22 protein-coding genes are annotated in these 25,077 nt (G+C 53.1%); 9 read left to right on the forward strand and 13 right to left on the reverse strand.

Annotation, left to right across the window (positions count from 1 at the left end; translation table 11 throughout):
• Window positions 1-28 precede the first annotated feature (28 nt).
• Entirely contained in the window at window positions 29-1,612 is a 1,584-nt protein-coding gene (locus ACNRUY_RS06780) for a peptide MFS transporter (protein WP_488110937.1), read from the forward strand.
• 133 nt (window positions 1,613-1,745) lie between these two features.
• Here ACNRUY_RS06780 and ACNRUY_RS06785 read toward each other — a convergent pair whose 3' ends face one another.
• The gene (locus ACNRUY_RS06785) at window positions 1,746-2,030 is read right to left on the reverse strand and encodes an RNA recognition motif domain-containing protein (protein ID WP_488110889.1); all 285 of its coding nucleotides are present in this window, start codon (window positions 2,028-2,030) and stop codon (window positions 1,746-1,748) included.
• A 408-nt stretch (window positions 2,031-2,438) separates the two neighbouring features.
• On the reverse strand, window positions 2,439-3,419 hold the full coding sequence (gene cysK, locus ACNRUY_RS06790; protein ID WP_488110890.1) for a cysteine synthase A: 981 nt from the start codon (window positions 3,417-3,419) through the stop codon (window positions 2,439-2,441).
• A gap of 203 nt (window positions 3,420-3,622) precedes the next feature.
• Here cysK and ACNRUY_RS06795 point away from each other — a divergent pair, with 203 nt between their 5' ends.
• Both ACNRUY_RS06795 and ACNRUY_RS06800 read left to right on the forward strand, forming a co-directional pair.
• The gene (locus ACNRUY_RS06795) at window positions 3,623-4,462 is read left to right on the forward strand and encodes an AAA family ATPase (protein ID WP_488110938.1); all 840 of its coding nucleotides are present in this window, start codon (window positions 3,623-3,625) and stop codon (window positions 4,460-4,462) included.
• Window positions 4,463-4,471: 9 nt separating this feature from the next.
• Window positions 4,472-5,647 carry a vWA domain-containing protein gene (locus tag ACNRUY_RS06800; protein ID WP_488110891.1) on the forward strand — a complete coding sequence of 392 codons (1,176 nt, stop codon included), beginning with the start codon at window positions 4,472-4,474 and terminating at the stop codon, window positions 5,645-5,647.
• A 201-nt stretch (window positions 5,648-5,848) separates the two neighbouring features.
• Here ACNRUY_RS06800 and ACNRUY_RS06805 read toward each other — a convergent pair whose 3' ends face one another.
• Window positions 5,849-6,721: an NYN domain-containing protein gene (locus ACNRUY_RS06805; RefSeq protein WP_488110892.1), complete on the reverse strand. Its 873-nt coding sequence runs from the start codon at window positions 6,719-6,721 to the stop codon at window positions 5,849-5,851.
• Between the two features lie 212 nt (window positions 6,722-6,933).
• Window positions 6,934-8,247: a purine-cytosine permease family protein gene (locus tag ACNRUY_RS06810; protein ID WP_488110893.1), complete on the reverse strand. Its 1,314-nt coding sequence runs from the start codon at window positions 8,245-8,247 to the stop codon at window positions 6,934-6,936.
• Window positions 8,248-8,341: 94 nt separating this feature from the next.
• Between ACNRUY_RS06810 and ACNRUY_RS06815 the strand changes: the two genes are divergently transcribed.
• Window positions 8,342-9,181, forward strand: a complete 840-nt coding sequence (locus ACNRUY_RS06815; RefSeq protein WP_488110894.1) for a hypothetical protein — start codon at window positions 8,342-8,344, stop codon at window positions 9,179-9,181.
• On the opposite strand, the gene cobB is transcribed toward ACNRUY_RS06815, so the two are convergent.
• The 3 genes from cobB to ACNRUY_RS06830 form a co-directional block, all read right to left on the reverse strand.
• Window positions 9,129-9,833 carry a Sir2 family NAD+-dependent deacetylase gene (gene cobB, locus ACNRUY_RS06820; RefSeq protein WP_488110895.1) on the reverse strand — a complete coding sequence of 235 codons (705 nt, stop codon included), beginning with the start codon at window positions 9,831-9,833 and terminating at the stop codon, window positions 9,129-9,131. The two genes, ACNRUY_RS06815 and cobB, sit on opposite strands and share 53 nt — an antisense overlap.
• Window positions 9,834-9,879: 46 nt before the next feature.
• Window positions 9,880-11,274, reverse strand: coding sequence for a hypothetical protein (locus ACNRUY_RS06825; RefSeq protein WP_488110896.1), 1,395 nt, complete (start codon window positions 11,272-11,274; stop codon window positions 9,880-9,882).
• A gap of 91 nt (window positions 11,275-11,365) precedes the next feature.
• Window positions 11,366-13,204, reverse strand: a complete 1,839-nt coding sequence (locus ACNRUY_RS06830) for a beta-ketoacyl synthase (protein ID WP_488110897.1) — start codon at window positions 13,202-13,204, stop codon at window positions 11,366-11,368.
• A 310-nt stretch (window positions 13,205-13,514) separates the two neighbouring features.
• Between ACNRUY_RS06830 and ACNRUY_RS06835 the strand changes: the two genes are divergently transcribed.
• Entirely contained in the window at window positions 13,515-14,528 is a 1,014-nt protein-coding gene (locus ACNRUY_RS06835) for a GlxA family transcriptional regulator (RefSeq protein ID WP_488110898.1), read from the forward strand.
• Between the two features lie 109 nt (window positions 14,529-14,637).
• Window positions 14,638-15,078, forward strand: a complete 441-nt coding sequence (locus tag ACNRUY_RS06840; protein WP_488110899.1) for a DUF2147 domain-containing protein — start codon at window positions 14,638-14,640, stop codon at window positions 15,076-15,078.
• A 73-nt stretch (window positions 15,079-15,151) separates the two neighbouring features.
• On the opposite strand, the gene ACNRUY_RS06845 is transcribed toward ACNRUY_RS06840, so the two are convergent.
• Window positions 15,152-16,225 carry a hypothetical protein gene (locus ACNRUY_RS06845; protein WP_488110900.1) on the reverse strand — a complete coding sequence of 358 codons (1,074 nt, stop codon included), beginning with the start codon at window positions 16,223-16,225 and terminating at the stop codon, window positions 15,152-15,154.
• A 239-nt stretch (window positions 16,226-16,464) separates the two neighbouring features.
• On the opposite strand from ACNRUY_RS06845, the gene ACNRUY_RS06850 reads away from it, so the two are divergent.
• Window positions 16,465-17,619 (forward strand): iron-containing alcohol dehydrogenase, encoded by a 1,155-nt coding sequence (locus ACNRUY_RS06850; protein ID WP_488110901.1) that lies wholly within the window; start codon window positions 16,465-16,467, stop codon window positions 17,617-17,619.
• A gap of 51 nt (window positions 17,620-17,670) precedes the next feature.
• Here the strand turns inward: ACNRUY_RS06850 and iolG are convergent, their stop codons facing one another.
• A complete protein-coding gene (gene iolG / locus ACNRUY_RS06855; protein WP_488110902.1) occupies window positions 17,671-18,660 on the reverse strand; it encodes an inositol 2-dehydrogenase in 990 nt (329 codons plus the stop codon).
• Between the two features lie 127 nt (window positions 18,661-18,787).
• Window positions 18,788-19,804, reverse strand: coding sequence for a LacI family DNA-binding transcriptional regulator (locus ACNRUY_RS06860; protein ID WP_488110903.1), 1,017 nt, complete (start codon window positions 19,802-19,804; stop codon window positions 18,788-18,790).
• A gap of 57 nt (window positions 19,805-19,861) precedes the next feature.
• On the opposite strand from ACNRUY_RS06860, the gene ACNRUY_RS06865 reads away from it, so the two are divergent.
• Window positions 19,862-20,407, forward strand: a complete 546-nt coding sequence (locus ACNRUY_RS06865) for a hypothetical protein (protein WP_488110904.1) — start codon at window positions 19,862-19,864, stop codon at window positions 20,405-20,407.
• A 5-nt stretch (window positions 20,408-20,412) separates the two neighbouring features.
• Here the strand turns inward: ACNRUY_RS06865 and ACNRUY_RS06870 are convergent, their stop codons facing one another.
• The 3 genes from ACNRUY_RS06870 to ACNRUY_RS06880 are packed head-to-tail and all read right to left on the reverse strand — an operon-like array spanning window position 20,413 to window position 23,269.
• Window positions 20,413-20,670, reverse strand: a complete 258-nt coding sequence (locus ACNRUY_RS06870; protein WP_488110905.1) for a FeoC-like transcriptional regulator — start codon at window positions 20,668-20,670, stop codon at window positions 20,413-20,415.
• On the reverse strand, window positions 20,664-23,039 hold the full coding sequence (gene feoB / locus ACNRUY_RS06875) for a Fe(2+) transporter permease subunit FeoB (RefSeq protein WP_488110906.1): 2,376 nt from the start codon (window positions 23,037-23,039) through the stop codon (window positions 20,664-20,666). The genes ACNRUY_RS06870 and feoB overlap by 7 nt, the downstream gene beginning before the upstream one ends.
• Complete coding sequence (locus ACNRUY_RS06880) at window positions 23,036-23,269, reverse strand: FeoA family protein (protein WP_488110907.1); 234 nt, start codon at window positions 23,267-23,269, stop codon at window positions 23,036-23,038. The genes feoB and ACNRUY_RS06880 overlap by 4 nt, the downstream gene beginning before the upstream one ends.
• A gap of 426 nt (window positions 23,270-23,695) precedes the next feature.
• Between ACNRUY_RS06880 and ACNRUY_RS06885 the strand changes: the two genes are divergently transcribed.
• Complete coding sequence (locus ACNRUY_RS06885; RefSeq protein ID WP_488110908.1) at window positions 23,696-25,057, forward strand: NAD(P)/FAD-dependent oxidoreductase; 1,362 nt, start codon at window positions 23,696-23,698, stop codon at window positions 25,055-25,057.
• Window positions 25,058-25,077: the final 20 nt, after the last annotated feature.

Below are 25,077 nucleotides of genomic sequence, written 5' to 3' on the forward strand. Positions count from 1 at the left end.
AGAAGACGTCATTGTTGTTTTCACACCAATCTCTCCGACAGTTCAACAGCCAGCTATTCAGGGGCCGCAGCCAAATCGATCAGAATCGCCAAGGAGTTTTGCCGTGCAGGCCTCAAGCCCTCGTTTCCCTCTGACTGCCAGGGTACTTATCTTTCGTCAGTTACTTTGGGGAGCCGCTTATTATGGAACGTATGTTCTTCTCACCAAATATTTTCTTATTGAGCTTAATTACAGTGAAGCGGATACGATTATGATGCTGGGCGCCTTTGGCGCCGTAGGTCCGGTATTTTCGGCGGTGGGAGGCTTTGTTGCTGACCGCTATATTGGCTCCTTCCGGGCGGTTTATATCGGCTACTCCGTTTATACCCTTGGCTTTTTCCTGCTGGGTATCGGGGCATCCACCCTTAATATTCCCGTCAGTATTTTTTCCATAGCCCTGATTGGCTATGCCAGGGGACTTTCGGCCACCAGCCCCACCGTATTGCTGGGACAGTCTTTTCCTGATGACCAGCGCGGCGTGTTTCAACAGGCATTAACCATTAATTACTCCATCAATAACCTGGGTTCTTTTTCCGCCCGCTACCTCTTCCCCTTTATTGTTGTCTATGCGGGTTACCAGGGGAATTTCTTTATTTCCGGAACATTAATGGCCATTAATATGGTGCTTTTCTTTATTTTCAGAAAACAATTGGCCATTGTCGGTAACTCAATTGACCAGCGGCCTGTGAGCATCACCGTCTGGAGCCTGTTTCTTGTCGGATCGATCATGATGCTGGCTTTGGTTTACTGGGTCTTTGCCAATCTGGATGAAGGCAAATATCTGTTATACAGCCTGGGAGCTCTGGCCATCGGTTATTTCATCTTTGAAATCACCCGGGCCAGCGCTGCTTATAAATTCAAGATGTGCGGAGTGCTGATTGCCATCTTTATTCTGATTACTTTTTACTTTTACTATGGCCAGATGAATACTTCCATGAACATCTATGCCATCAACCTGATGAATGACCATATCTTTGGAGTCATTCCCTTCAAGCCGGAATCCAATTCCGCCTTTAACCCCCTCTGGTGTTTCCTGTTGGGTGGCCCGGTGATCTATGTCTATAGCTGGCTGGAAAAGCGGGGGATTTCCCCCTCCATCCCGACCAAGTTTGCCATTGCCTTTGTGTTTTCAGCCATTGCTTTTGCCCTTCTCGGAATGTCTACCTTGCATGTGGGGGAAAATGGCAAGATAGCTGCAGAATGGATTATCTCTGTCCACTTCTTCCAGGCCATTGCCGAGTTGATTGTAGGCGCCCTGGGAGCCGGCTTTATTTTTGAAATGGTGCCCAAACACCTTTCTGCCTTTGCCATGGGACTTCGTTCAGTGGCCCTGTCCCTGAGTGGTATTCTGGCAGCCGTGATCTCCACCCGGATAGCCCTGCCGAAAGATCAGGTACTGACCACTGAAATTATTGAAGGCGTCTACACCGGCTATTTCTTTAACCTGGCCATACTGGCCGTGGTGATGGCCGTCATCACACTGGCGCTGTCCAGGGTCATTGCCCGCCTGGTGGCCCGGGGAGAAGCACTGGAAAACAGTGAAGCAGGACGCAGCCCGGCTCCCGCCCTGTAACATGAGAGCCAGATAAGCGAAGCAAGCCCCTGCCTGATACTCACTGCCGTTGGATGGCGGTAGTGGGAATTCAGGACGGGTTCAATCGGATAACAGAAACCGGTTTGCGGACAAAAGCGTCACTACCGACGATTCAATAGTTACGCTTTTGTCGGGGCCGGGAATCCGACTGCTTTTCCCGAGCCTCGTTGACCCGGATCGGCCGTCCGGCCACTTCTTTTCCGTCCATCACCTTGGCCGCTTCCGACTCGGATTCTTTTTCAAAGGTAATAAAGGCAAAACCTCTTGAGCGTCCGGTTTCCCGGTCCCTCATCAGTTTTATATCCTCGATTTCACCAAAGGCCTCAAACGCCTGTTCAAGATCTTCTTCAACAGCGGTATAGGCAAGATTGCCTATGTACAAAGTCCTTTTTTGCATGGAAAGCTCTGACTGTTTTTCTGGTTTAGCGCGACTCCCTGCGCATGAAACGTGAATGTGCCAATACAGACAACAGGCACATACTATGACAGACTCTCATATCACTGAATTCTTGTCCATAGCGTTATCGGCAGCCCTCTGGCTTTTGAAAGCATTTTTCCCAACAGGGAAAAAAGAGCCAACTATTGATAAAAAACAATAAGGATCAAGCCAATTAACAGGAAAGAATTATTTAATATAAGCTTCCATTCACAAAGCTATTGACCAAACTGGCTTTCATGACCATAAGAAAATAATGAATGCAATAACAAGGAAGGCTTGGGAATTCATCAGGGCATTATGAGCATCAGGTATATTTCAATTTACTCAACTGGGGCAGCGACTTCCAACCGCTGCCCCCTGCTTATGTTATTGCACCGTTTCCTGCTCGGAAAACACACCTTCAAACAGTGCCGTTGACAGATAGCGCTCGCCGGAATCCGGAAGAATCGTAACAATGTTCTTATCTTGATTACCGGGCTGGGCAGCCACCCTGAGCGCTGCAGCCACGGCTGCACCACCGGAAATACCCGCCAGAATACCCTCTTCCTTCATCAGACGATGAGCCATTTCCATGGCCTCTTCATTACTCACCTGCTCCACCTGGTCCACCAGGCTCATATCCAGGTTAACCGGAATAAAACCGGCACCAATGCCCTGAATTTTGTGGGGGGCGGGTTTCACCTCTTGTCCGGCCAGGGTCTGGCTGATCACGGGCGAGGCACTGGGCTCAACCGCAACAGAACGGATTTTCCGACCCTGGATCTCTTTGATGTACCGGGAAACACCGGAGATAGTGCCGCCGGTTCCAACCCCCGCCACAAACACATCCACCGCCCCTTCCAGGGCATTCCAGATTTCCGGCCCAGTGGTTTCTTCATGAATACGGGGGTTGGCAGGATTTTCGAATTGCTGCAGCAGCACATATTTATCGGGATTTTCTTCTGCCAGTTCCTTTGCCCTGGCGATGGCGCCGGGCATGCCTTTGGCGGGTTCAGTCAATATCAGGCTGGCTCCCAGAGCTTTCATCACCTTGCGTCGTTCCAGGCTCATGGAAGCTGGCATGGTCAGAGTCAGGGGAATACCCCGAGAAGCCGCCACAAAGGCCAGGGCAATACCGGTATTGCCACTGGTGGGCTCAATCAACTCCATGCCAGACTTCAGTTTTCCTGAACGCTCCGCATCCCAGACCATACTGGCACCGATACGACACTTGACGCTGTTGGCCGGGTTCCGTGACTCCATTTTCACATAGACATGACGGCCATTTGCCAGCCGGTTCAGCTTGATCAGCGGGGTATTCCCTATGGATTGAGAGTTATCCTGAAAAACCTGTGACGTATGTGACATATCCAAGATCGTCGCCTCGACTTTATTGCTCATAATACGGACTATATATCAGACTGATATTCGGTAAAGTAATTTAAAATTATATTTATCTTTAAAAATGACATATAGCTGTCCAGGCCCCCTCAGGGCTTGTCTGCGGAACCGTCTACTGATAAAAAGAACGCCATACCTCCGATAACAATAAGATTCAATGATTCATGCTTATGCAATTTGACAGTACTGACCAGTACATCGCCACCGATGACCTTAAAATGGCCGTGAATGCCGCCATCGCACTGGAGCGCCCCCTGCTGATCAAAGGTGAACCCGGTACCGGAAAAACCATGCTGGCCGAGCAGGTGGCCCGATCCCTGGGAAAACCCCTGCTGCAGTGGCACATCAAATCCACCACCAGGGCTCAGCAGGGATTGTACGAATACGATGCGGTTTCCCGGTTAAGAGACTCCCAGCTGGGGGATGAGCGAGTACACGACATTGGCAACTACATCGTCAAAGGTCGGCTCTGGGAAGCGTTTGACGCCCAGGAGCAGGTGGTGCTTCTCATTGATGAAATCGATAAGGCCGATATTGAGTTCCCCAATGACCTGCTCCAGGAACTGGATAAAATGGAATTCCACGTTTACGAGACCCATCAGCAGGTCAGGGCCAGGCAGCGCCCCATTGTCATCATTACCAGCAACAATGAGAAAGAGCTGCCCGATGCCTTTCTGCGCCGCTGCTTTTTCCACTATATCCGCTTCCCTGACGCCGACACCCTTCGGAAGATCGTTCAGGTCCACTTTCCCGACCTCCAGAAAAAACTTGTTGATGAAGCGCTCCAGGTCTTTTTTGAGCTTCGGGAGATCCCCGGGCTTCGAAAGAAACCCTCAACCTCTGAATTAATTGACTGGCTCAAGCTGCTGAATTCCGATGATATTCCCGTGGACATTCTCCAGAACCGGAATACCCGCAATGCCATCCCGCCCCTGCACGGAGCCCTGGTCAAAAATGAGCAGGACGTGCAACTGCTGGAGCGGCTTGCCTTTATGAACCGTCGGAGCTGAGGGCGGATCATGCTGACCCGTTTTTTTGATACTGTTCGCGCTTTCGGCGTACCTGCCAGCACCCGGGAGTATCTGGACCTGCTGGCCGCCATGGATGCCCGTCTGGTGTACGCCGACCAGGAGGCGTTCTATCAACTGGCCCGGGCCATCCTGGTCAAGGATGAGCGGCATTATGACAAATTCGATAAAGCCTGCCAGGTCTTCTTTAACGGCATCGATTCCATGGAAGAGGCCCTGGAAGGACTGATTCCCGAAGAATGGCTGCGAAAAGCGTTGACCCGGGAACTTTCAGAGGAAGATAAAGCCCGTGTGAAGGCCATGGAAAACCTCCAGGAACTGATGGACACCTTCCGCAAACGGATGGAAGAGCAGAAAAGCCGGCACCAGGGGGGCAGCAAATGGATTGGTACCGGTGGCACCTCCCCTTTTGGCGCCTATGGCTACAACCCGTCCGGAGTCCGTATTGGCCAGGAGACCTCAAGGCATCGCCATGCCGCCAAAGTCTGGGATAAACGGGAATTCAAAAACCTGGACGACAATGAGCAACTGGGCACCCGGAACATGAAAATGGCCCTTCGCCGGCTCAGACGTTTCGCCCGGGAGGGAGCCACCGAAGAGCTGGACCTGGATAACACCATTCGCTCCACCGCCAGCCGGGGAATCCTGGATATAAAAATGGTCCCTGAACGCCACAATGCCGTCAAAGTGCTTTTATTCATGGATATTGGCGGCTCCATGGACGATCACGTTCTGCGATGCGAAGAACTGTTTGCCTGCTGTAAAACCGAATTCCGGCACCTGGCCTTTTTCTATTTTCATAACTATCTCTATGAAAACGTCTGGCAAGACAACCGACGCCGACATCAGGAGTCCACCCCCGTCTGGGACATCATTCACCGTTATGGCAGTGATTACCGGGTGATTTTCGTGGGTGATGCCGCCATGTCTCCCTTCGAGATCAGCTCCCCCGGGGGAAGTGTCGAACATTTTAATGAAGAGCCCGGGAGCACCTGGATGTCACGTCTGAAGCAGCACTTCACTAAGGTGGTCTGGCTGAACCCGACCCCGCACCATGCCTGGCAATACACTCAGTCAACCCGGATGATCCAGGAACAGATGGAGGAACAGATGTACCCCTTGACAATCAACGGGCTGGAGCAGGCCATGGGTTATCTGGTCAGCTAACCCCCAACTGGTTTGAAAATTTCGCAGTTGTGCGAAACAACCGCGGGGCACCATTGCCCGCTTTTTGATCCACATTGATGGCGATGTCTTGGGCAGAGGTACCCACCTGGGTCAAAACTGCGGACCATCTCGAGTAGTATCTAATGGATAATGGCGAACGCCCCGTAGCAGGGGCGGTAAACTGGTCGACGCAGGGTGTTGTTATGCTTGATGTGTTTTTCTAGAATTCAGGCTTTTACCACCCGTTTTCTTTGTGCTTCCTGAATCCCACCATTTGGGCTTTTCATCAGGTTGTAATTTTGTCACGTCTTTAATGATCGAGACCAAATCATGAGATACTAAGCCATCAATATGTTCATTCAGGCTCATGTCAATATTGTTTCTTAGAGGGTCAAGAATAAAATCAATCCCATGTTTTCTTGCCATTTTAGCAGCCGGAACAAAGTCACTATCCCCAGCTATCAGAATGATTTTATCGACCAGTTTTTCATAGGAGAGTGAAGCAATATCAATCCCAAGTTTGATATCAACTCCTTTCTGCCTGACTTCAAAGTTAAAGTCTCTGTTGGTCATCTCAGAAAATTGTTTCTCCCCCTTAATAAGGGCTTTAGTGGCAAACGAAGTTAATCGCCACCCATTGGACTTGTCATGTTTTGTACTGCCCAGTCTCAGCGCCAGCTTCCTCTGCTGTTTCAATTGTTCGAGAATTTCACCTCTCAATAGGCTGGAAGGCTCATTTTTATAGTTTTTTACCCGTGGGTTTGTTTCTCCCGCTTCACATAGCGGATAGTGAATTTTCATATCCAGGGGAGGGGCATCATAATAATAAATTCGATAGAGATGGTGGGGGGTGTCTGGCTTGATATTTTCATAAGCATTTTTTGACTGCCTCTTAGAGCCCTTTGTGTTTCCCCCTGCCCCATAAACAAGGTGCTTGATAACCGATTTACTCAGTATCTCAACTATCTGCTTTGCAGTGAGGTCAGGTGCAGATTTAAAGTACCTTCTCTTGTATGTATCAATCCTTTTTATAAAGAATGAACCATCGACAAGCACTGCAGTCTTGATATCCATTGACGACCCATTGATTTTTAGACATAAAAAAACCCGAGGGTCTGGCATAGTCACTAAAGGTTAAACTATGCGTCGCCACGGGTGCTTGGAATCAATGCTAGTAAAGCAGTTTTGGCATGTCAATTAAAATATACCCTCAAGATCAAAGACTAAACCACGCTAAAACCCAGTTCGATAATCATGTTGATTCCGACTTGGCGCAGTTTAGCGCTTTAACAGCGGCATACCCGATAAAGCCCGCCGGAAACCAGAAGCACCAGAACCGGCACAGGCCATGACTCTGGCATGGCCAGCCCCATAAGGGCCGCTACCAACACCACCCACCAGGCGGAAAGGTTCCAGCCATAACGGTACCAGTAAGGGTTTCGCTCCCCCTGCAGAGAGGCTCCGGCATAAAGCCCCGGCACCCGTATACGCCAGCCTCGACCGGTATAGTCCACCAGAAGAATTCCGACAATGGCCGCAAATACAATGCCCGCCATTTCCGCGGCCTCAAGATAACGATCAATGACTCCCGGAAAACAGGACAGGGCTATACCGAGAATACTGACCAATAATGTGCACCTGAACCGGCTGAATGATTCCAGGGTATGACAAAGGGAGATGCCCCCGCTGTACAGATTGATCACATTGATGGTCCAGTTATCCAGTACCATAAGCACCAGCAGCAGAGTGGCGGTCAGATTCCCCGGCAATCGATTCAACAGATCCAGGAACAACCGGTCAACGGAACCACCGGTCACTGCCATGGCAAATGCCCCCAATGCCGCAGCACTGAGCAACCCCAGTACACTCCCGCAAAGGGCTCCTCCCCAGAGCGCCCGGCGACCACCGATATACCGGGTGAAATCAGCGGCATCGGTCACCAGGGTCAACATTCCTCCAAAAACCGCGTTAAACCACAGCATCACCTGCAACCACTCTTTCTGAATCACCGGCAGTCGCGCCCACCCAGACAACGGCTCATCCATGGAAGCCCCCAGCAGCCAGCCCAGGGCAACCAGGCTGACCATTTTCAAAAGAAAGGCCCAGCGGAACAACCACTGCAATGAACGATACCCAACCAGAGAAACCAGAACCTGTAAGCCCGCCAGAACCAGGGCTATACGCCACAAAGACCACTCAATGCCAAAGCATTGCTGGAGAACAGCGGAAATCGCCAGACTGCCCGCCTGGGTCTGAAAGGCAAACCAGTAAACGGAACAGAGAACCCGCAGAGGCGATGTCACAAACCGACCTCCCTGCACTCCAAAAGCAGCTCGACAGGCCATCTGCCCGGTTAGCCCGTAATCCACCCCGATTCGCGCCATGACCAGAAACACCACCATGGCCAGTAGCACTCCCAGGAGCTGCACCATAAGGACCGTCAGAACAGAGAGGCCGGAAGCCACTCCCATGGCGGCTGTCAGAACCGTGGCCGGATTGACATAGAAGTTCACCATGGTCAGGAAAGGGGCAGCAAAGCCATCCATTCTTTCCTGCCTGGGAACCGCATCAATACCATAGGTTTCTATGGAGTTTGCCATCCGGAAGTCTTGTTCAGTTTTTCTCTGAGCGGACTAATATAGACAATGACATTTTTAGTGAATGACATTCAAAGACCTGACAGACCCTGGAACTATGAAAAAATACCGCCTTATTTTTCAGGTACTCTGGCTGCCAATGCTGGCGCTCTCCCCTGCCATCCATGCTTATGAGTTGATTCACCCCGTCTGTATGGAGCGTCTGCTGGGCAGCCTGGAAGAACCTTCAAACGCCTCAGACCCGGTCAGTATCGACTTGAAGGAATGCCAGAAAAAATATCAATCGTACCCGTTTAAAAAGCTCAACTCCTTCAGTGCCGAGTTTCGCCGCCCATTGCAGGATAACAACAACAGCATTCCCGCTTTTGTCCGTTATGCCATTGTGGGTGAACTGGCAAATCAGCAGCTTCTGGTGAGCATAACCACCAGTTATGGTGGCTCCATGACCCAGAGCAGTGGACTGGTGGTCAAAGGCCTGCAAACGCCATCATCGGGCAAAAACAGACACCTGCTCACCCGAACCTATGAAATTCTGGGGGGAGACCGGTGCTTTGGCGCTGTAAAAAGCCTGTCGATTCTGGCCCCTGACCAGATTGAAATACACCGAAAAATAACCACTGCAGACCTGTTAAGCCTTAACAAGGCCGACAGCAAACCCACTGAAGGCACTGCCAGCTGCGCAGTCTGCTGTATTGGTGAAATAACCGAACATCTGACCATCGGCCAGCCTGCCAGCCTCCGCTATGTGGAAATCAACCAGCTTCTGTCTGCTAATGATTACGCTTATCGTCAGGGGTGCTTCAACAAACTGACCGGCAATGTATCGTCCCAGCGTCCTCTGCGGATGAACAAAAAACAGCTGGGGGAATTTCAGAAAGCGTTTGTCAGCCGGTGTATTCAACCAGAGATGAAAAGAAACGCTCAACCACCTCAGTAGCCGGCCCGTAATGCTGTTCGTCATAGAGGGAAGCATTGGCCCCCGGTTCCAGATTCAACTCCACGGTTCGAGCCCCAGAGGAGCGTGCCTCCTCTGAAAAACCCGCCGCGGGATAGACATTGCCGGAAGTTCCAATGGCTACAAACAGATCACACCGGGCCAGGGCATCGTAGATCACATCCATGGCCAGAGGCATTTCACCAAACCAGACGATATGAGGCCGGAAGTTCCCGGAAATACCGCAACAGGAACATTCAGTTTCAACGGTAACGTCCTGATTCCAGGGAAATATCCTGCCACTGTCCTGACAGCGCACCTTCAGCAGCTCCCCGTGCATATGAATCAGGTTCCGGCTCCCGGAACGCTCATGGAGGTCATCCACGTTCTGGGTAATCAGCAGGAAGTCACCGGTAAAATCCTGTTCAAATTCCGACAAAACACGATGGGCCCGGTTGGGCTTCACCTCTGCCAGCTGCCGACGACGGGCGTTATAGAAATTCTGAACCAGGGAGGGGTTCCGGGCATAACCTTCCGGCGTCGCCACTGCTTCCACGGGATGGTTTTCCCAGAGTCCGTCAGAAGCCCTGAAGGTTCTGATGCCTGATTCCGCAGAGACCCCAGCCCCGGTTAATACGACAATTGAAGAGTACATGATCCGTTACCCTGGAAAACCATTATTGTCAGATACAACAACTCTATCAACGGCTGTACACCGCGCTGTACCCAATCTTCCTGTGGCTCCCCGCAGGGACCGTCACCCTGATGACCCCGGGGGCTTCCTTCTCGGCATTGACCAGATTGGAAATCTTCAGAAGGTTCCGGTCACGGTCGGCCAGCAACAGAGTCACGGGCTCTTTCTGGTCGTTATGGACCGTTGCCTGCCACTGAACCAGAAGTTCATTGTCCGGCTTCTGCTGAGTATCCACCCGAGAGCGGTCAACCCTTACCGCAAGGGCCTCTCCCATATTCAACCGGGCCATATCGCCCGCTGTAGTTTTCGGAAGCCAGCCATGGCCGCTGATGACCGCAACACCATCAGGCCCTTCTTCGTACAGATTCACCGACCCACCGGGCAAATCCACCTCGGTCTTGAATCGATACGTCAGTTTTGGGCGCTCCATATTGGCGCCACGGGAGCCTGTGGAACGCCCATAGACCGTGAGAACATAGCGCTTTTCCAATGCCAGGTTTTCCCGGTGATGGAGGGACACAGAATGGCTGCTCTGAGGGGTCAGCAACAATGGGTCAGGGAGGTTGGTTACCAGCACTTCCCCTACCCGACGCCCCACAGAATTCTGCGATTTCGGTGCTGCGGCTTCCATCATGGCGGTATTACGCAACACGCCAGGTGAACCGGCTGCGTTTCCCGATACCAGTCGCACTTTGGCGTTGCTGTAGTCTGCATCGGTATGGTTGCTGATAATCGCCCGAAGTTCCAGCCGGGCGCGCTGGTCAGGCTCAATGGTTAAGCGGTAATCGCTGGAAAAGCGAATAGAGTGGGTGAGGTATGAGAGCTTAAGAGTGCCCTTGACCTCCTGCTGACCAAAGTCAGCCATTAAAAAAGGGAGGTAATCCTGGCGACTCAGGGATGAATCCCTGGAGACCATCCTGAACCCCTGGGGGTCCTGAAAATCCACCAGATATTGTCGGCCATTACTGCCCTGGACCAGCCCCATTCCCCGGTCATACGTCATCAACACTCCCTGAACCGCCACATTCAGGCCCCCACCGATCACTTCCACAGTTTTGCCAACCAGCCGCCGGTAGAGCAGGTCCCGGTCCAGACCTGCCTTTGGCCACCAGACCCTTTCCGGTACCTGGCGACGGTCGCCATCCCGGTAGTCCAACTCCAGACTGCCTTCTTGCCAATCATCAGGCATCCCTTCCACTTCCAGCAGGCCATTGGCACCGGGAAGCGTCTTGAACGCCTGGTTGATAAGGGCCTTGTCTTGATAAACCGTCAATACTGTGGAATCCGCACTGGGGATATTGACCCGGCCCTCCTTTGTTTCTCCAAAGGCCAGCCCTGAAGACAGCACTCCAGATGCAACTAATCCTGAAAGCATGACCGCCAGTAACGATGGTTTATACATATCAACCCCCTGCTTGAAATATGTCAGGCTGCTAGTCAAGCACTTCCTGAACCCACAGCATGGCTGCTCATGGGCCTGTAATCAAGCACCCTCAAAAATCCCAGAACGGATTTTCCAGGTCCAGGCTGACGGCCTGCCCATAACCGGGAACCTTTATCTGGTGAGCATCAAACTCCAGGTCATCGCCATCCAGGACATTCTGGCCAAAGTGATAGACAGGAAGAGATTCCCCGGCCAGGGATTTCTTCTCATAAGCTTCCTGGCTTTCCAGTACCGACTCCTGCTGCTGCTGCCAAGCCATCATCGCCTTCTCGCCATGACGCGCTTTCAACATCCGCCCGGTCAGTTCAGGGCTGAGCAACACAGCCGTGGCATTATTACCACCAAACCCCTTGGCATTCACCAGGGCCATATCCATGGATTCGGCCCCCACCGGCAGGTGATCGGTCAGTACTTTCAGGTGGCTGCTGTGAACATCTTCTGCCAAACCGGAAATGGTCTTGATGCCAGGGATCACACCATGCTTCCAGACCCCCAGAGTGGCCATAATCTGGTCTCCTCCGGCCGCACCAATGGAATGACCCACATAACTTTTCACTGCCGCCACGGGCCAGTCAGAAATACCAAAGGTTCTGGCGGTGTCATTGAGTATCAGGGATTCCGTTACCCGGTTCTGGGGAGTACCGGTGCCATGTGCCTGAACAAAGCTGCGATGACGCAATGCCTCTTCCCCGCCAATAGCCCTTGCCAGGGCTGCAGCCCTGGCAACGGTCAAATGATTACCGGCGCCCGGTGCAGAGATAGACTTCTTGTACCCATCGGCATTGATAAAGACATCAGCGACTGCCCCCAGAATATCGGCACCGCATTCAAGGGCCAGCTCATCGTCCATCAGAATCAGGTACTGGCTGGATTCCGCAATGGTGAAGCCGGCGTTATCCCCGAACGGACGGCAGGCACGGCGCCAGTCCGGAGCCTCAGAAACATCGAGGCCATCCAGGTTTCTCAAGGCAGCATCGGTGGTGAGCGCCCCCATGGTGGAGTAACCTTCCATGACTTCGGGAGTGACAGGGGCTTCGCTGTTGCCAACCACCACCAGTCTCCGGCGGCCACTGCGGATTTCAGCCGCTGCCTGTTCCAGGTTGTAGAGCATGGTGGCACAGGCGCCCATACCGGTTCCGGTACCGCCAAGAGACCCAAGAACATAGGCATTGATAAAATCCGCCGACATTTCAGCAAAGCCCAGAGGGCACTGTTTCGAAGTAACCCGCTTGCCCAGCAGCCTCGCCTGGAGCATCCCCCCGTTACCGTTGTAATCCAGCTGGCTCATGGCACTGCCGGAATACACCGCCATCTGCTCCGGACTCAAGTGCTGCTTGATCCGGCTCCAGTCCATACCGGAAGAAAACAGGGCGTCGGAAGCGCCGAAAACCGTCATGGCCAATGACCGGGGATGGTGCCGTGACTGGTACAGCTTTTCCGGTGCAAACCCCGTTGGCAACTGGCCAGCGGCATTCACTGGAGAGGTTCTGGTGGCGGGCACCATCAATTTCTGCCCTGAACCCACCCTGACTTTAACCCGACCATCCTCCAGCTTTTCCAGCTGCCAGTTGGCAGGCAGGGGTGCCGGTAACCGGCGGCCGCTGAGGATCATTTCAGAACCCTCTTGCGCCTCTACCGGGTGGTGATAGTAAATGGACTGACTGTCAAACAGGCTGGTTTCCAGACGACGGATCAGGGTACCGGAAAGAATGTCCGCCTCTGGAGTGTCCCCGGGCAGGTTTCGAAGAGCACAGAGTGAAGCCAGCGTCTGCTTCTGATACTGCTGCTCAAGTGCATCCAGCACCAGTCGGCGGTAGCCATGAAAACCAGAGGTTCTTCCCGCCGGGCTGACCCCCCCCTGAGCAACAATAACGGGTAATCTGGACAATGCCTTACTCCTGTGAACGTAGTTTGCCCGTTAAGGGGTGATCTGATCACCTCAAAGCATCCGTTAACGGGCATTCAGCCAACTGTGTGTTTTAGGGCAAAAAAGCGGCTATCGGCATTCAGCTTTCGGAATAAGCCGGACTGTCCGCTCATGGTTGCCGGCTCCGTTCATGACGGTTTGAACCCCTGCCAGAAACGGTGAAAAGCCAAAAGAAAGTGAACATAGTTTAATAACTTCAGGGCAAACACTTCTGGACAAATGAGTCATAAAACCAGATATTAAGGTCACATCCACCGGTTTTGTAAAAGATATGTCAGTACGATCGTACCACTTAACCATCGGCCGGGTTCTGGTGCCCATGGTGAACCACATGATTGCCACCAGCATCACGCTTCCCCTGGAAATGCTCGAAGCAGGACAGACCTATCAACGCCTTGCCTCCGGCACCGCCTCCATAGACATCCGTCTCTGCGCCCGCGATAACTCACCGCTGATCACCACTGGCGGGCTGAAACTGACTCCTGAGTATACCTTTGATCAATCTGGCACCGGTGACCTGGTTCTGGTACCCGCCCTCTGGCGCAACCCATTGCCGGTGATCCGGAAGAATCCGGACATCATTCAGTGGCTCCAGAAGCAGTATGAAAGCGGAGCGATCTTTGTTGTGGCCGGTACCGGGGTCGCTTTTATGGCCCAGGCGGGTTTGCTGGACCAGAAGCCTGCTGCAACCCACTGGTTTTATGTGGAGAAACTGCAACGGTATTTTCCCCGGGTGGATTTCAAACCCAACCACCTGATTACCCGCTCCGGACGGATCTATTGTGCCGGTAGTGTCAACTCGGTAGCGGATCTCATGGTGCACCTGCTTTCAATGTCCCTGGGGGAATCCGTTGCTCTCAAGGTGGAACAGCAGTTTTCCCATGAAATCCGGCGCCCTTTCAAGGACACCCATTTTTCCGATGACCACACCACCACCCATCAGGATGAGGTGATCGTCCACCTGCAGGCCTGGATTCATGAACATTACGCCACTGACATCCAGCTTGAACTGCTCTGCCAGAAGACGGGGTTGAACAGCCGGACACTGAACCGTCGCTTCCGTCAGGCCACCGGTTCCCCGCCCATGACGTATCTGAAGCAAATCAGGCTTGATCAGGCCAGGGATCTGTTAAAAAATACCAACCTTGGTGTCGCTGAGATTGCCCTTCAGGTGGGTTATTCAGATCCGGATTACTTTTCCAGGCTGTTCAGGCGTCAATATCAACTCAGTCCATCGGATTTCAGGCGAAGTGTCAGGGGCAAGCTCTTCTATCTGAATGAGTGAAAGCCCGGTGCTAAACCGGCCCCCTGTCGTTGAACTGGCTGGGCAAAACACAATTTATAACGTCCACTTCAGGGGTATTGGAACCACTGAAGAACGGGAGAAAACCTTCATGCGTTCACACTTTTTCAAGGCCTCACTTGGCCTTGTTGCTGCACTTCTTTCCACTGCAGCACTTGCCGCCACCCCGGTGGGCACCTGGAAAACCATTGATGACAGCAGCGGTAAGGCCAAGAGCCATGTCACCATCTACCAGCAGGATGGCAAGCTATCCGGCAAGGTCACCAAAATCCTGGATCCGGCCAAACAGAACAGCACCTGCAAAAAGTGCAAGGGTGAGTTGAAAGACCAAAAAATCGAGGGAATGACCATTCTCTGGGGCATGGAAAAAGACGGCAATAAATACGACAACGGGAAAATCGTCGACCCGGAATCCGGAAAAATCTACAGCGCCAATATGAAACTGCTGGATGACGGCCAGAAACTGGAAGTCCGTGGATATATCGGCTTTTCCCTGCTGGGTCGCTCCCAGACCTGGGAACGACTCCAGTAAAGGCCTTTTCCCTGTTGATTATTGAGCCTTGTTAATCACTGGCGGCTGTATGCCCGGTAGACAAAACGCCGGGTTACAACTGCCCTGGGTCATCTTCGTGTTTATCCCCGGGATGATTTCTGCCTTGATGACCTTTTTTCCACTTATCTTTCTTACCCTTCTCTTTTTTCCTCAGGGATCCCTCTCTGCTACTGAGTTTGGAAGGCTCCAGGGGTATCACCTGAGAGGGCACCCTTACTCCAGAATCCATCAACGCAGGCTGGCCACTCATGGCCGGGGTTAATTGGGGTGTAGAAGCACTGGAGGCCTGCTGCGGGGCGAGTTTGTCCCCAGAAGCAGAGCTGAAAGGCTGGCCGCTGTCACTTCTCAAGGGCAACCCGGACTTTCCTGCCTGTGGCTGGGAGCCACCGTGATCACCAGAAACAGGTGAAGCACTTGTAGTCAGCTGCAGCATGCTCTTACAGAGGGCAATGCCCCTGTTCACCAGACTGGCCAGCTCGTTGGAAGTGGGCAGTTGTCTTGATAATGCATTACTCAGTTGTTCAGAAGGTCCCTGCTTGCTGTCCGAAGACGAGGTTCCCGGTTGCCGGGCCTGCTGATCGCCCTCCACAATCTCACCAATACGACCTTCTATGGAACAATCGGTGGTGCCGGTTTGACGAGCATCCTCTTTCCCAATAGAAGGGTCCGATCCTTTATCATGTAACCTTTCTGAACGCTCAGCGCCCTCATCACTACAGAAATTCTCTTCTATCCAGTGCGGGTCATCTGACAACTCTAATGAGCAGTCCCCGCTCCCCTTCTCCCCGGAATTCCCGGGAGACTCCGGACCGTCAGGCGCTACCGGGTTAGAGGAAGAATCAGGGCGTTTCTCTTTTCCATCAGGGCCTTCAAGGGAGGCTGGTATCCTTTCATCCAGACGAAGCAAAGGCTGAGCAATATGAACCGTCACCACCCGAAAGGTGATCAGCACTGCCTGATAGTCCCTTCCAGTGGAAACAGGCAAATGAAACTGCAGAACGGTTGTGGTCACTGCCCCGGTTTTCATACCAGCGAACTGCCCGAAAGCCTGCGCATTCTGACCTGCATCTGCGTTTCTGGCCGACAGAACGGCGGATGATTGAGTCGATAACCCCGCTTCATTCATGACTATATATCCCACCTGCTTCTGAATAGAGAGTGTTTTCTTAATCAGGCCCTTGAAAAACGACCATTATCCCATCCCGGTCAGTCAACACCATTAGACCTTAGGGGCAGCCAAAGTTTCCCAGCAAAACAATCATTTTTCAGTCCCGCCTGATAAAAAGAAAATATGAATCAAATCAACATCTTTCCACCATATATATGAGAGAATACCTGAACTAAAATGAATGCACGGACCTGTCAGTGAACAACTTCTCCTTCCACAACCCCACCCGCATCCACTTTGGCCGGGGGCAGATTGCCCGCCTCACCCAGGAAATCCCCCGGGACGCCAGAGTACTGATCACCTATGGCGGTGGCAGCATAAAAAACAATGGTGTTCTTGACCAGGTGCATGCCGCACTGACAGATCACAGGGTGCTGGAGTTTGGTGGTATAGAACCCAACCCTTCCTATGAAACCCTGATGGAAGCGGTCAAGCTGGCAAAGGCTGAAAACGTCGATTTTCTTCTGGCCGTGGGTGGCGGATCCGTGGTGGATGGCACCAAATTTATCGCTGCAGCCATGGGTTTTGAGGGGGATCCCTGGGCCATTCTCAGTGAAAAGGCTTCTATTGACACCGCCACTCCTTTCGGGTGTGTCCTCACCCTGCCCGCCACCGGGTCCGAAAGCAACCCGAACGCCGTGATTTCCAGAAAGTCCACCCAGGACAAATTGTCCTTCGGCCACCCACTGGTTTACCCGGTGTTTGCCATCATGGACCCTGAAACCACCTTCACTCTGCCACCAAGGCAAACCGCCAACGGCATTGTCGATGCCTGGATTCATATCACCGAACAGTATTTAACCTGCCGCGACAGTTCCAGAATTCAGGACCGGTACGCTGAAGGACTGCTCATCACCCTGGTGGAAAGCGGGACCGAAGTGATGGAACAGCCCGATAACTACGACGCCCGCGCTACGGTTATGTGGGCTGCCAACCAGGCCCTCTATGGTCTGGTGGGCGTCGGCATTCCCCATGACTGGACCAGCCATGCCATCGGCCATGAAATCACGGCATTGTATGGTCTTGATCATGCCCAGACACTGGCGGTGGTGCACCCGGCCCTGCTTCATGTCATGGCTGACCAGAAAGGGCCTAAATTGCTGCAGTATGCGGAACGCGTCTGGGGAATTCGTGAAGGGAGTGACAGTGAACGCATTGCCCAGGCCATTGAGAAAACCCGCGGGTTCTTCGAGTCACTGGGCGTTCAATCGAGATTATCGGATTACGGCATTGATGAAGAGGCTATCACCACGGTCACTGACCAGCTCAAGCGTCATGGGCGACTGACCCTGGGTGAGCAGGGCAATATAACTCCGGAGGTGGTGGCCACTATTCTCCGGCAGGCACTGTAAGACCAATAGACCAGCAGCGGCCAGCAATAAGCCGCTGCTGAGCGACAAGTACTAACTCAACCGGACCACCTGCCCAGTTTTCAGGGATTGATAGCAAGCATCGGCCAACGTCAGCGCCCTGACACCATCATCAATGGTCACGGAAGGCTCTACCCCGTCCACCAGGGCGTCCACAAATTCCTGCAACTCACTTCGGTAAGCCGGCATATAGCGCTCCAGGAAAAACAGCAGGGGCTTCTCAGTGATTTCCCCCTCTTCCCCCACATAGCGCACTTCATTTTCCCGATGGTTTCCGGCCTGGAGCATGCCTTTTTCCCCCAGCGCTTCAATACGCTGATCGTAACCATAGGCAGCACGCCGGCTGTTATTGATGTGACAGAGTTTGCCACTGGCGGTTTTCAGGGTAACCAGTGCGGAATCAATATCCCCGGCCTCGGCGATCTCACTGTCCACCAGGCAGCTGCCGGTAGCAAACACCTCCACGGGCTCTTCACCCAGTATCCAGCGGGCAATGTCCAGATCGTGAATCATCATATCCCGGAACAGCCCTCCGGACACTTTGATGTAATTGACCGGCGGTGGGGCAGGATCACGGCTCGTGATCACCAGCTGTTCGAGCTTTCCGATACGGCCCTGACGCATTTGCCCGTGTAATGCCCTGAAGGTTGGATCAAACCGCCGGTTAAAGCCCAGAAAGCAGGTGACCCCGGTCTCCCGGACAATCTCAGCCACATCCCTCGCTCTGGCGATATCCAGATCAATGGGTTTTTCACAGAAAATGGCTTTGCCCGAACGGGCGGCTTTTTCAATCAGATCCGCGTGGGTGTCCGTTGAACTGCAGATCAGTACCGCATTGATCGACGGGTCCCCAAACACCGCCTCAGCTTCAGCCACTTGAGCATCAAACTGACGGGCAACTTCTTCAGCCGCGGCCTGGACCGGGTCCACAATGTATTTCAGCGAGACTCCGGGGTGCTCTGTCAGGGTCTGCCCATGAACTCTGGCAATACGACCGGCGCCGAACATGGCAAATGTGATCATGTTTTGTTCGTTCCCTGGTGAGGTTGTACAGGATTGCTATCGGTTGCAATCATGCAGCAAATCCCTCTGACAAAACCTGATCGAAATCAAACAGTAGTGCACATTTGCATCTTTGGAGTATTGTGAGTCAAGCGCTGGTACGAGCCACCAGCTTTCCTTTCAGAACCTCTGCGCTTTTTCGGGTTCGGTCTCGCTGCCAGAACTGTATCATCTCAACTGCCGTATCAATCATAGGGTCCAGGGGTTGCTCGAAAGTAGTGATGTCGTAGGCGTGACTTTGGGAGAGCGGAATATTATCAAACCCCACAACGGCTATCTCATCAGGCACCGGGATATTCATTTTGTACCTGAGGCGATCCATAACCCCCACCGCAAGAATATCGTTTTCACAAAACAGGGCGTCCGGCCTTTCCCCCTCTGCCCTCTCTGACAGATAACCTTCAATAAGCTGACCCGCCAGCTCATGATCGTAGGAGGGGCATTTCAACTCAGGAACGCTTTTTCCCAGCAGTACCTGCATCCGTGCATTAAAACCCTGATAACGGTTCAGAATGGTGTACTGACAACCAGGGCCAGACAGATAGAGTGGACGACGGCAACCCCTCTCATAGAGACGATCGGCAATCTCCCGGCCTGCCGCTCCGTTATCGCAGGAAATCCCCAGCACCCTGGGGTCCCTGCTCTCCCTCCCCAGAAGCACCAGCAGCGTTTCCGGGTTCACCTCCTGGAGTAATTGTTCATCAAAGAGAGAGCCGATCAGAATAATGGCATCCGCCTGATACTGTTTGGCCGTGTCCAGCAGCGGACGGTAATTATCACTGGCGATGTTCACCAGAATGCACTGCATACCAATAGCCTGCAAAGCCGCCGTGGTTCTCTGCAGCATCACTAATGCATGGGGATTGGCAAACTCATCGAGCACCAGCACCGCCAGAGTGGAGCGTTTCTTCGACAGAGCACGGGCCAGCAGACTTGGCTGGTAACCCAGTTGCCGGGCAACCTCCAGCACTCTCTGGCGCTTGTGTTCGGCCACAGAAGCGCCGGGAGTAAAACTTCGGGAGGCAATCCATTTGGAAACCCCGGCCCGCAGAGCCACATCATCAAGGGTGACTCTCTTGGTGGAAACATCGGAAGGTCTGGCCACGGAGCTGATAACTTCTTATGCTGTTGAAGGTAAATCCGGGCTCAGGATAACAGTTGAATGGCAGGGACAACAGTTGCAGCCTATGTTCTATTACTGGTGATGGCTCTGGCTGCCGGCTCGATCCTGTTCTGGAGCATCCGTCTGGGGATTGGGCCTACGCCCACTTCCCGAAGAGTGAGCCGGGCCCTCAAGAAGGCACTGCCCGGGCAAATCAGTGGAGATATTGTGGAGCTGGGCTGTGGCTGGGGAACCCTGCTTCCCATTCTGAAACAGCAATACCCCCGGAACCGGATCATAGCCTTTGAGCGGTCGCCCATTCCGGCGCTCTGGGCCACCCTCACCACCAGGATCCCCATCACCAGAAACGATTTTTTCACCGCAGACCTGGGCAATTCCGGCCTGATTGTCTGTTACCTGTTTCCCGGAGCCATGAAGCGGCTGGAAAAGGAAGTGATCCCGGGGCTACCGGAAGGTTGCTGGATTCTCACCCATACCTTCCGGCTGCCAGGGTGGCTGCCGGTCAAAACGCTGTATGGGGATGATTTATATAAAACGCCGGTTTATCTCTACCAGGTGCCCATACAGGCACCTATAGAAAAGTAGATGGATCAATGAACCGTACACAACGGAATCTGCTGTTCACTCCCCTGCCAGCGGTATATCTCAAGCTGCTCCGGCTCACAGGATACACATCCTTTATTACAGGATGTGGCACACCCGGGGCGTTCACAAACTACCCGCCCCTTTCTCTGCCAGTGGGACAACATTCCCCGCATGGCTTCCGGAGACGTCCTGAACTTTGTACTCAACTCTGAAAGGGAGCAGACACCCTGCCCCTTCAGAAAATCACGGATTTCGATCAGCATGAGCAACTCTTACCATGGGAAGTGCTGTTGCAGGACTGGCCTATGGTCGCGGGAGCAAGCGCTACAGACTGCACAGCGGTAGCCCCCACCCGTCTCATCAGCGCAAAGACGATGAACATGACCAGGGCAATACTCACCGCCCAGAGCAGAGTCACGCCCGGCTGAACGGCAATTAATGAGAACTGGTAGTAAAGTGTGGCAACGGCATACCCCAGCAGGAACGTCCAGCCTGCCACAAACATCGTCCAGGCCATATTGGTTTCCCGGTAGATGGCACCCAGCGCCGCCACACAGGGGGTATAGAGCAGGATCATCAGCAGATAGGCGATGACCGCCGCATTACTTGGGAACAGCCTGGACATGACCGCAAAGGTATCCATAGTCACTTCCTGCTCTTCGGCAACGGTTTCCAGGTCGTTCAAGTCACCCACTTCAAGGCCCAGGGGGTCTGCCATCTGGCCGGTCAGGCCCGCAAGGTTGGCAGGGATGGAGGCCAGGGCTTCGGAAATACCGGCCATCAGGTCAAAGGGCTCATCACCGGCTTTCACATCATTTTCTGAAGCGGCAATGGCGCTGTACATGGAATCCAGGGTACCCACCACGGCTTCCTTGGCCAGGATACCGGTGAAGATGCCAACCGCTGCAGGCCAGTTATCTTCCGTCATACCCATGGGGGCAAATACAGGCGTAATGGTCTGGCCGATTTTGCTGAGCATGGATTCTTGCGTATCTTCGTGTCCGAAGGTTCCGTCGGTACCCACTGAGTTCAGCGTATTCAGGACCACCACAACGATCACAATCGCTTTACCTGCCCGGAGCATGAAAGCCTTGAGGCGATCCCAGGTTCTCAGCATTACCTGCTTCACAGAGGGCAAATGGTAGTTGGGCAACTCCATGATGAAAGGAGAGCTGTCGCCTCCCAGAAGGCTGCGCTTCATGACCAGACCGGTGAAAATCGCCGCCAGGATACCGGTAATATAGAGCGCAAAGACAACGTTCTGACCGGACTGGGGGAAAAACGCTGCAGCAAACAGCGCATATACCGGCAGGCGGGCACCACAGGACATGAAGGGCGCCATGGAAATGGTCAGCAGGCGGTCTTTCTCATTGTCCAGGGTTCTTGCCGCCATGATCGCCGGAACGTTACAGCCGAAGCCCACCAGCATGGGCACGAATGCCTTGCCTGGCAGCCCCAGGAAGCGCATCAGCCGGTCAACCACAAACGCGGCCCGGGCCATATAACCGGAGTCTTCCAGCAGGGAAAGGAACAGGAACAGGAAGGCGATCACCGGAATAAAGGTGGATACCGTCTGAATACCACCACCCACACCATTGGCCAGCAAGGTGACCAGCCAGGCCGGAGCCCCCAGGCCATCCAGCCAGTGACCAAAACCGTCCACCAGCAAAGTGCCGGTAAAAATATCAAAGAAATCAATAAAGGCACTGCCAATATTAATGGAGAACATGAACATCAGGTACATGACCCCAAAGAAAATAGGCAGACCCAGTACCCGGTTCAGCACCAGGTTGTCGATTTTCTCGGTGAGCCGGTGATTCACCTCCCCTTTCTGGCGAAGGATCACCTTCATAATCTCACCCACAGCCCGGTAACGACCGCTGGCCATCAGAATATCCAGATCTTCATTCTGGGTGCTTTCCAGCAGGTGCCGTTGCTGTTCAGCCGTTCCCAGCACATCCGCCGGCAACTGGAGTTCAGCCACCCCCTCTCCCTCAAGGCACTTCAACGCATGCCAGCGGACAGAGGTCTGATCCTTGAGGAGCCCCTCCAACTGCGGTTGAATAATGGCAACGGCCTGCTCAATGTCAGCTCCCAGAGATACCGGCCTGGCCTGTGGCAGCGAGCTTTGCAGATACTCATCCAGCTGTTTCTGCAGTGCTTTGATTCCCTCGGACTTGCTGGCCACCAGGGGCAATACCGGACAGCCCAGCTGGGCTGACAGAGCAGCTTCGTCAATCTCAACGCCCTTATCCCTGGCCACGTCCATCATATTCAGCACAATCACCACCGGAACACCCATATCCAGCAGCTGGGTGGTCAGATAGAGATTCCGCTCAATATTGGATGCATCAATAATATTGATGACCAGCTCTGCATCCCGTTGCAGAATATAATCCCGTGCAATCCGCTCATCCATGGAGACATCACTGTCCACCACGTCCAGGCAGTAAGTTCCCGGCAGGTCAACCACTTCAATCGTCTTGTCACCCAGCCGATAATGCCCGCTTCTCTTTTCAACGGTCACTCCCGGCCAGTTACCCACTCTCTGGCGGGCACCAGTGAGTGCGTTAAACAAAGTGGTCTTTCCGCAGTTGGGGTTACCAACAATGGCTACAACATGTTCTGTCATACTTTTGAAACCTCAACAGCTGCCGCTTCATCCCGACGCACAGAGAGCTGAAAACCCCGGACCTGTAACTGAATGGGATCCCCCAGAGGAGCCACCCGGCTGACGGTAAACCGGGTGCCGGGAGTCAACCCCATGGCCAGCAGCTTCCTCCGATAGGCACTGCCCTCATCCAGGAAAGCGGCTACCTGACCGCTTTCCCCTGTTTTCAGTTCACCCAGGGTTGTTTTCATAGAGAACGCTCCATCAGCCTGTCTCTGCCTGAACCGGACATCCGATGCCCTGAAGATCGGACAGTGTCTGGATAGCAATGATGTAAAAACGATAGAAAGATGTGATCGCCCAGCCCAGGCTGAAGAGTGAGAGCGCTGTAGCTCATGACTTCAAAGGAAGGCCGGACAGATGAGTCATTGCATAGGAATATATACGCAAATGAGAATGGTTACAATTTAAGGGATCACTTAATGACCCGGTTATTGACACGGGTCAATAGCTGTAGCGCGCCGCACGGTTTGAGACTTTATGCCTATCCGTTTGAGGGCTGCCCTTACCCCTATTTGAGTGGTCTGCACCACCGTGAAACTCCGTAAGCAGGAATTCAGTCTTAGCATCCATTCTCAGGTACCATGGCAATAAAGTCCTACAGGAGAAAGCCGGTAATGTGGCAGCGTGCAGTGGTGATCGGTGGAAGTGTGACCGGTTTGATGGCAGCCAAAACGCTGTCCCCCTTTTTTAGAGAAGTGATCGTACTGGAAAAAGACACTCTTGATCCTCACTGCGGCCTTCATAAAGGAGTTGGCCAGGGTCCACACTCTCACGTTATTCTGCCCAGCGGTATCAAGTTGCTGGAGCCACTCCTTGGCAATACAGAACTCAACCTCAGAGCGTTCGGAATTGCCTCTTCCGATGCCGCCGGGGCTCTCAGGTGGTTTCAATTCGGCGTCTGGAAAAAACGATTCCATTCAGGAGTCAATATGGGATGGTGCAACCGGTCACGATTTGAATGGAAGCTTCGCCAGGCCATTCAGTCCGTTGATGCTATTCAGCTGCTCTCCGAGTCCAGGGTCACAGGGGTCATTGTTTCTGAAGACGGCTTCAGAATAAAAGGCGTACGCTATCAATGCTCTGCCAATAGCGAACCACCCCAGGCCATTAAAGCAGACCTGGTGGTTGATGCCTCAGGCCGTGGAACACAAACCCCGAAATGGCTCAGAGCAAACGATATTACTGAGATCAGAGAAGACGAGGTCCGATCACAGGTTGCCTACACCACCCGCCACTTTCATCTGCCAGAAAGCCTGACCGGCTCATTGGACTGGAAGGTGCTGGCCATTTACCCAGAGCCCCCTGATGTGAAGCGCGGAGGCATGATCTACAGCCTGGGAAACGATAAATGGATAGTGACGCTGGTAGGGTTTAATGGCGAAGTCGCTCCAAAGGATATAACAGGGTTTATGGCTTATGTGCGCTCACTGCCACAACCGGATCTTTATAACATTCTGAAGCAGGCCACGCCAATTGATGAGCCAGTGAGTTATCGCATTCCCGGCAGTCTATGGCGGCGCTACGACAGAGCAAAGCGGTGGCCAGGAAACTTCCTGGTGGTCGGGGATGCAGTCTGCAGTTTTAACCCCATCTATGGTCAGGGTATCACCATGGCCATAAAAGACCTGATTAAGCTCAAAACACTTCTGGAACAACAGGAAACCCGTTTTACTCCTGAAACCATGGCCTGCCTCCAGAAACAGATCGGCCGTGGAAAACGGATCCCCTGGTTAATGGCGGCCAGCCCTGACTTTATGTTCAGGGAAACAAAAGGACGGCAACCAGTGGGTACCTCCTTTTTGAACCGCTATATCAAAGCCATTATGAAAATGGCCGGCGAAGACCAGGAGGTTCACCACCGATTCATAGAAGCGTTTACCCTGTTGAAAAGCCCTGCGGTTTTGGTAACACCGATGATTATCTGGAAAGTCGTGATGCAGATTTTGACAACCAGAGGCAACAAAAAAGCCAGTTGACAGCAATCAACTGGCTTTAA

The sequence above is a fragment of the Endozoicomonas sp. Z74 genome (genome assembly GCF_057680865.1).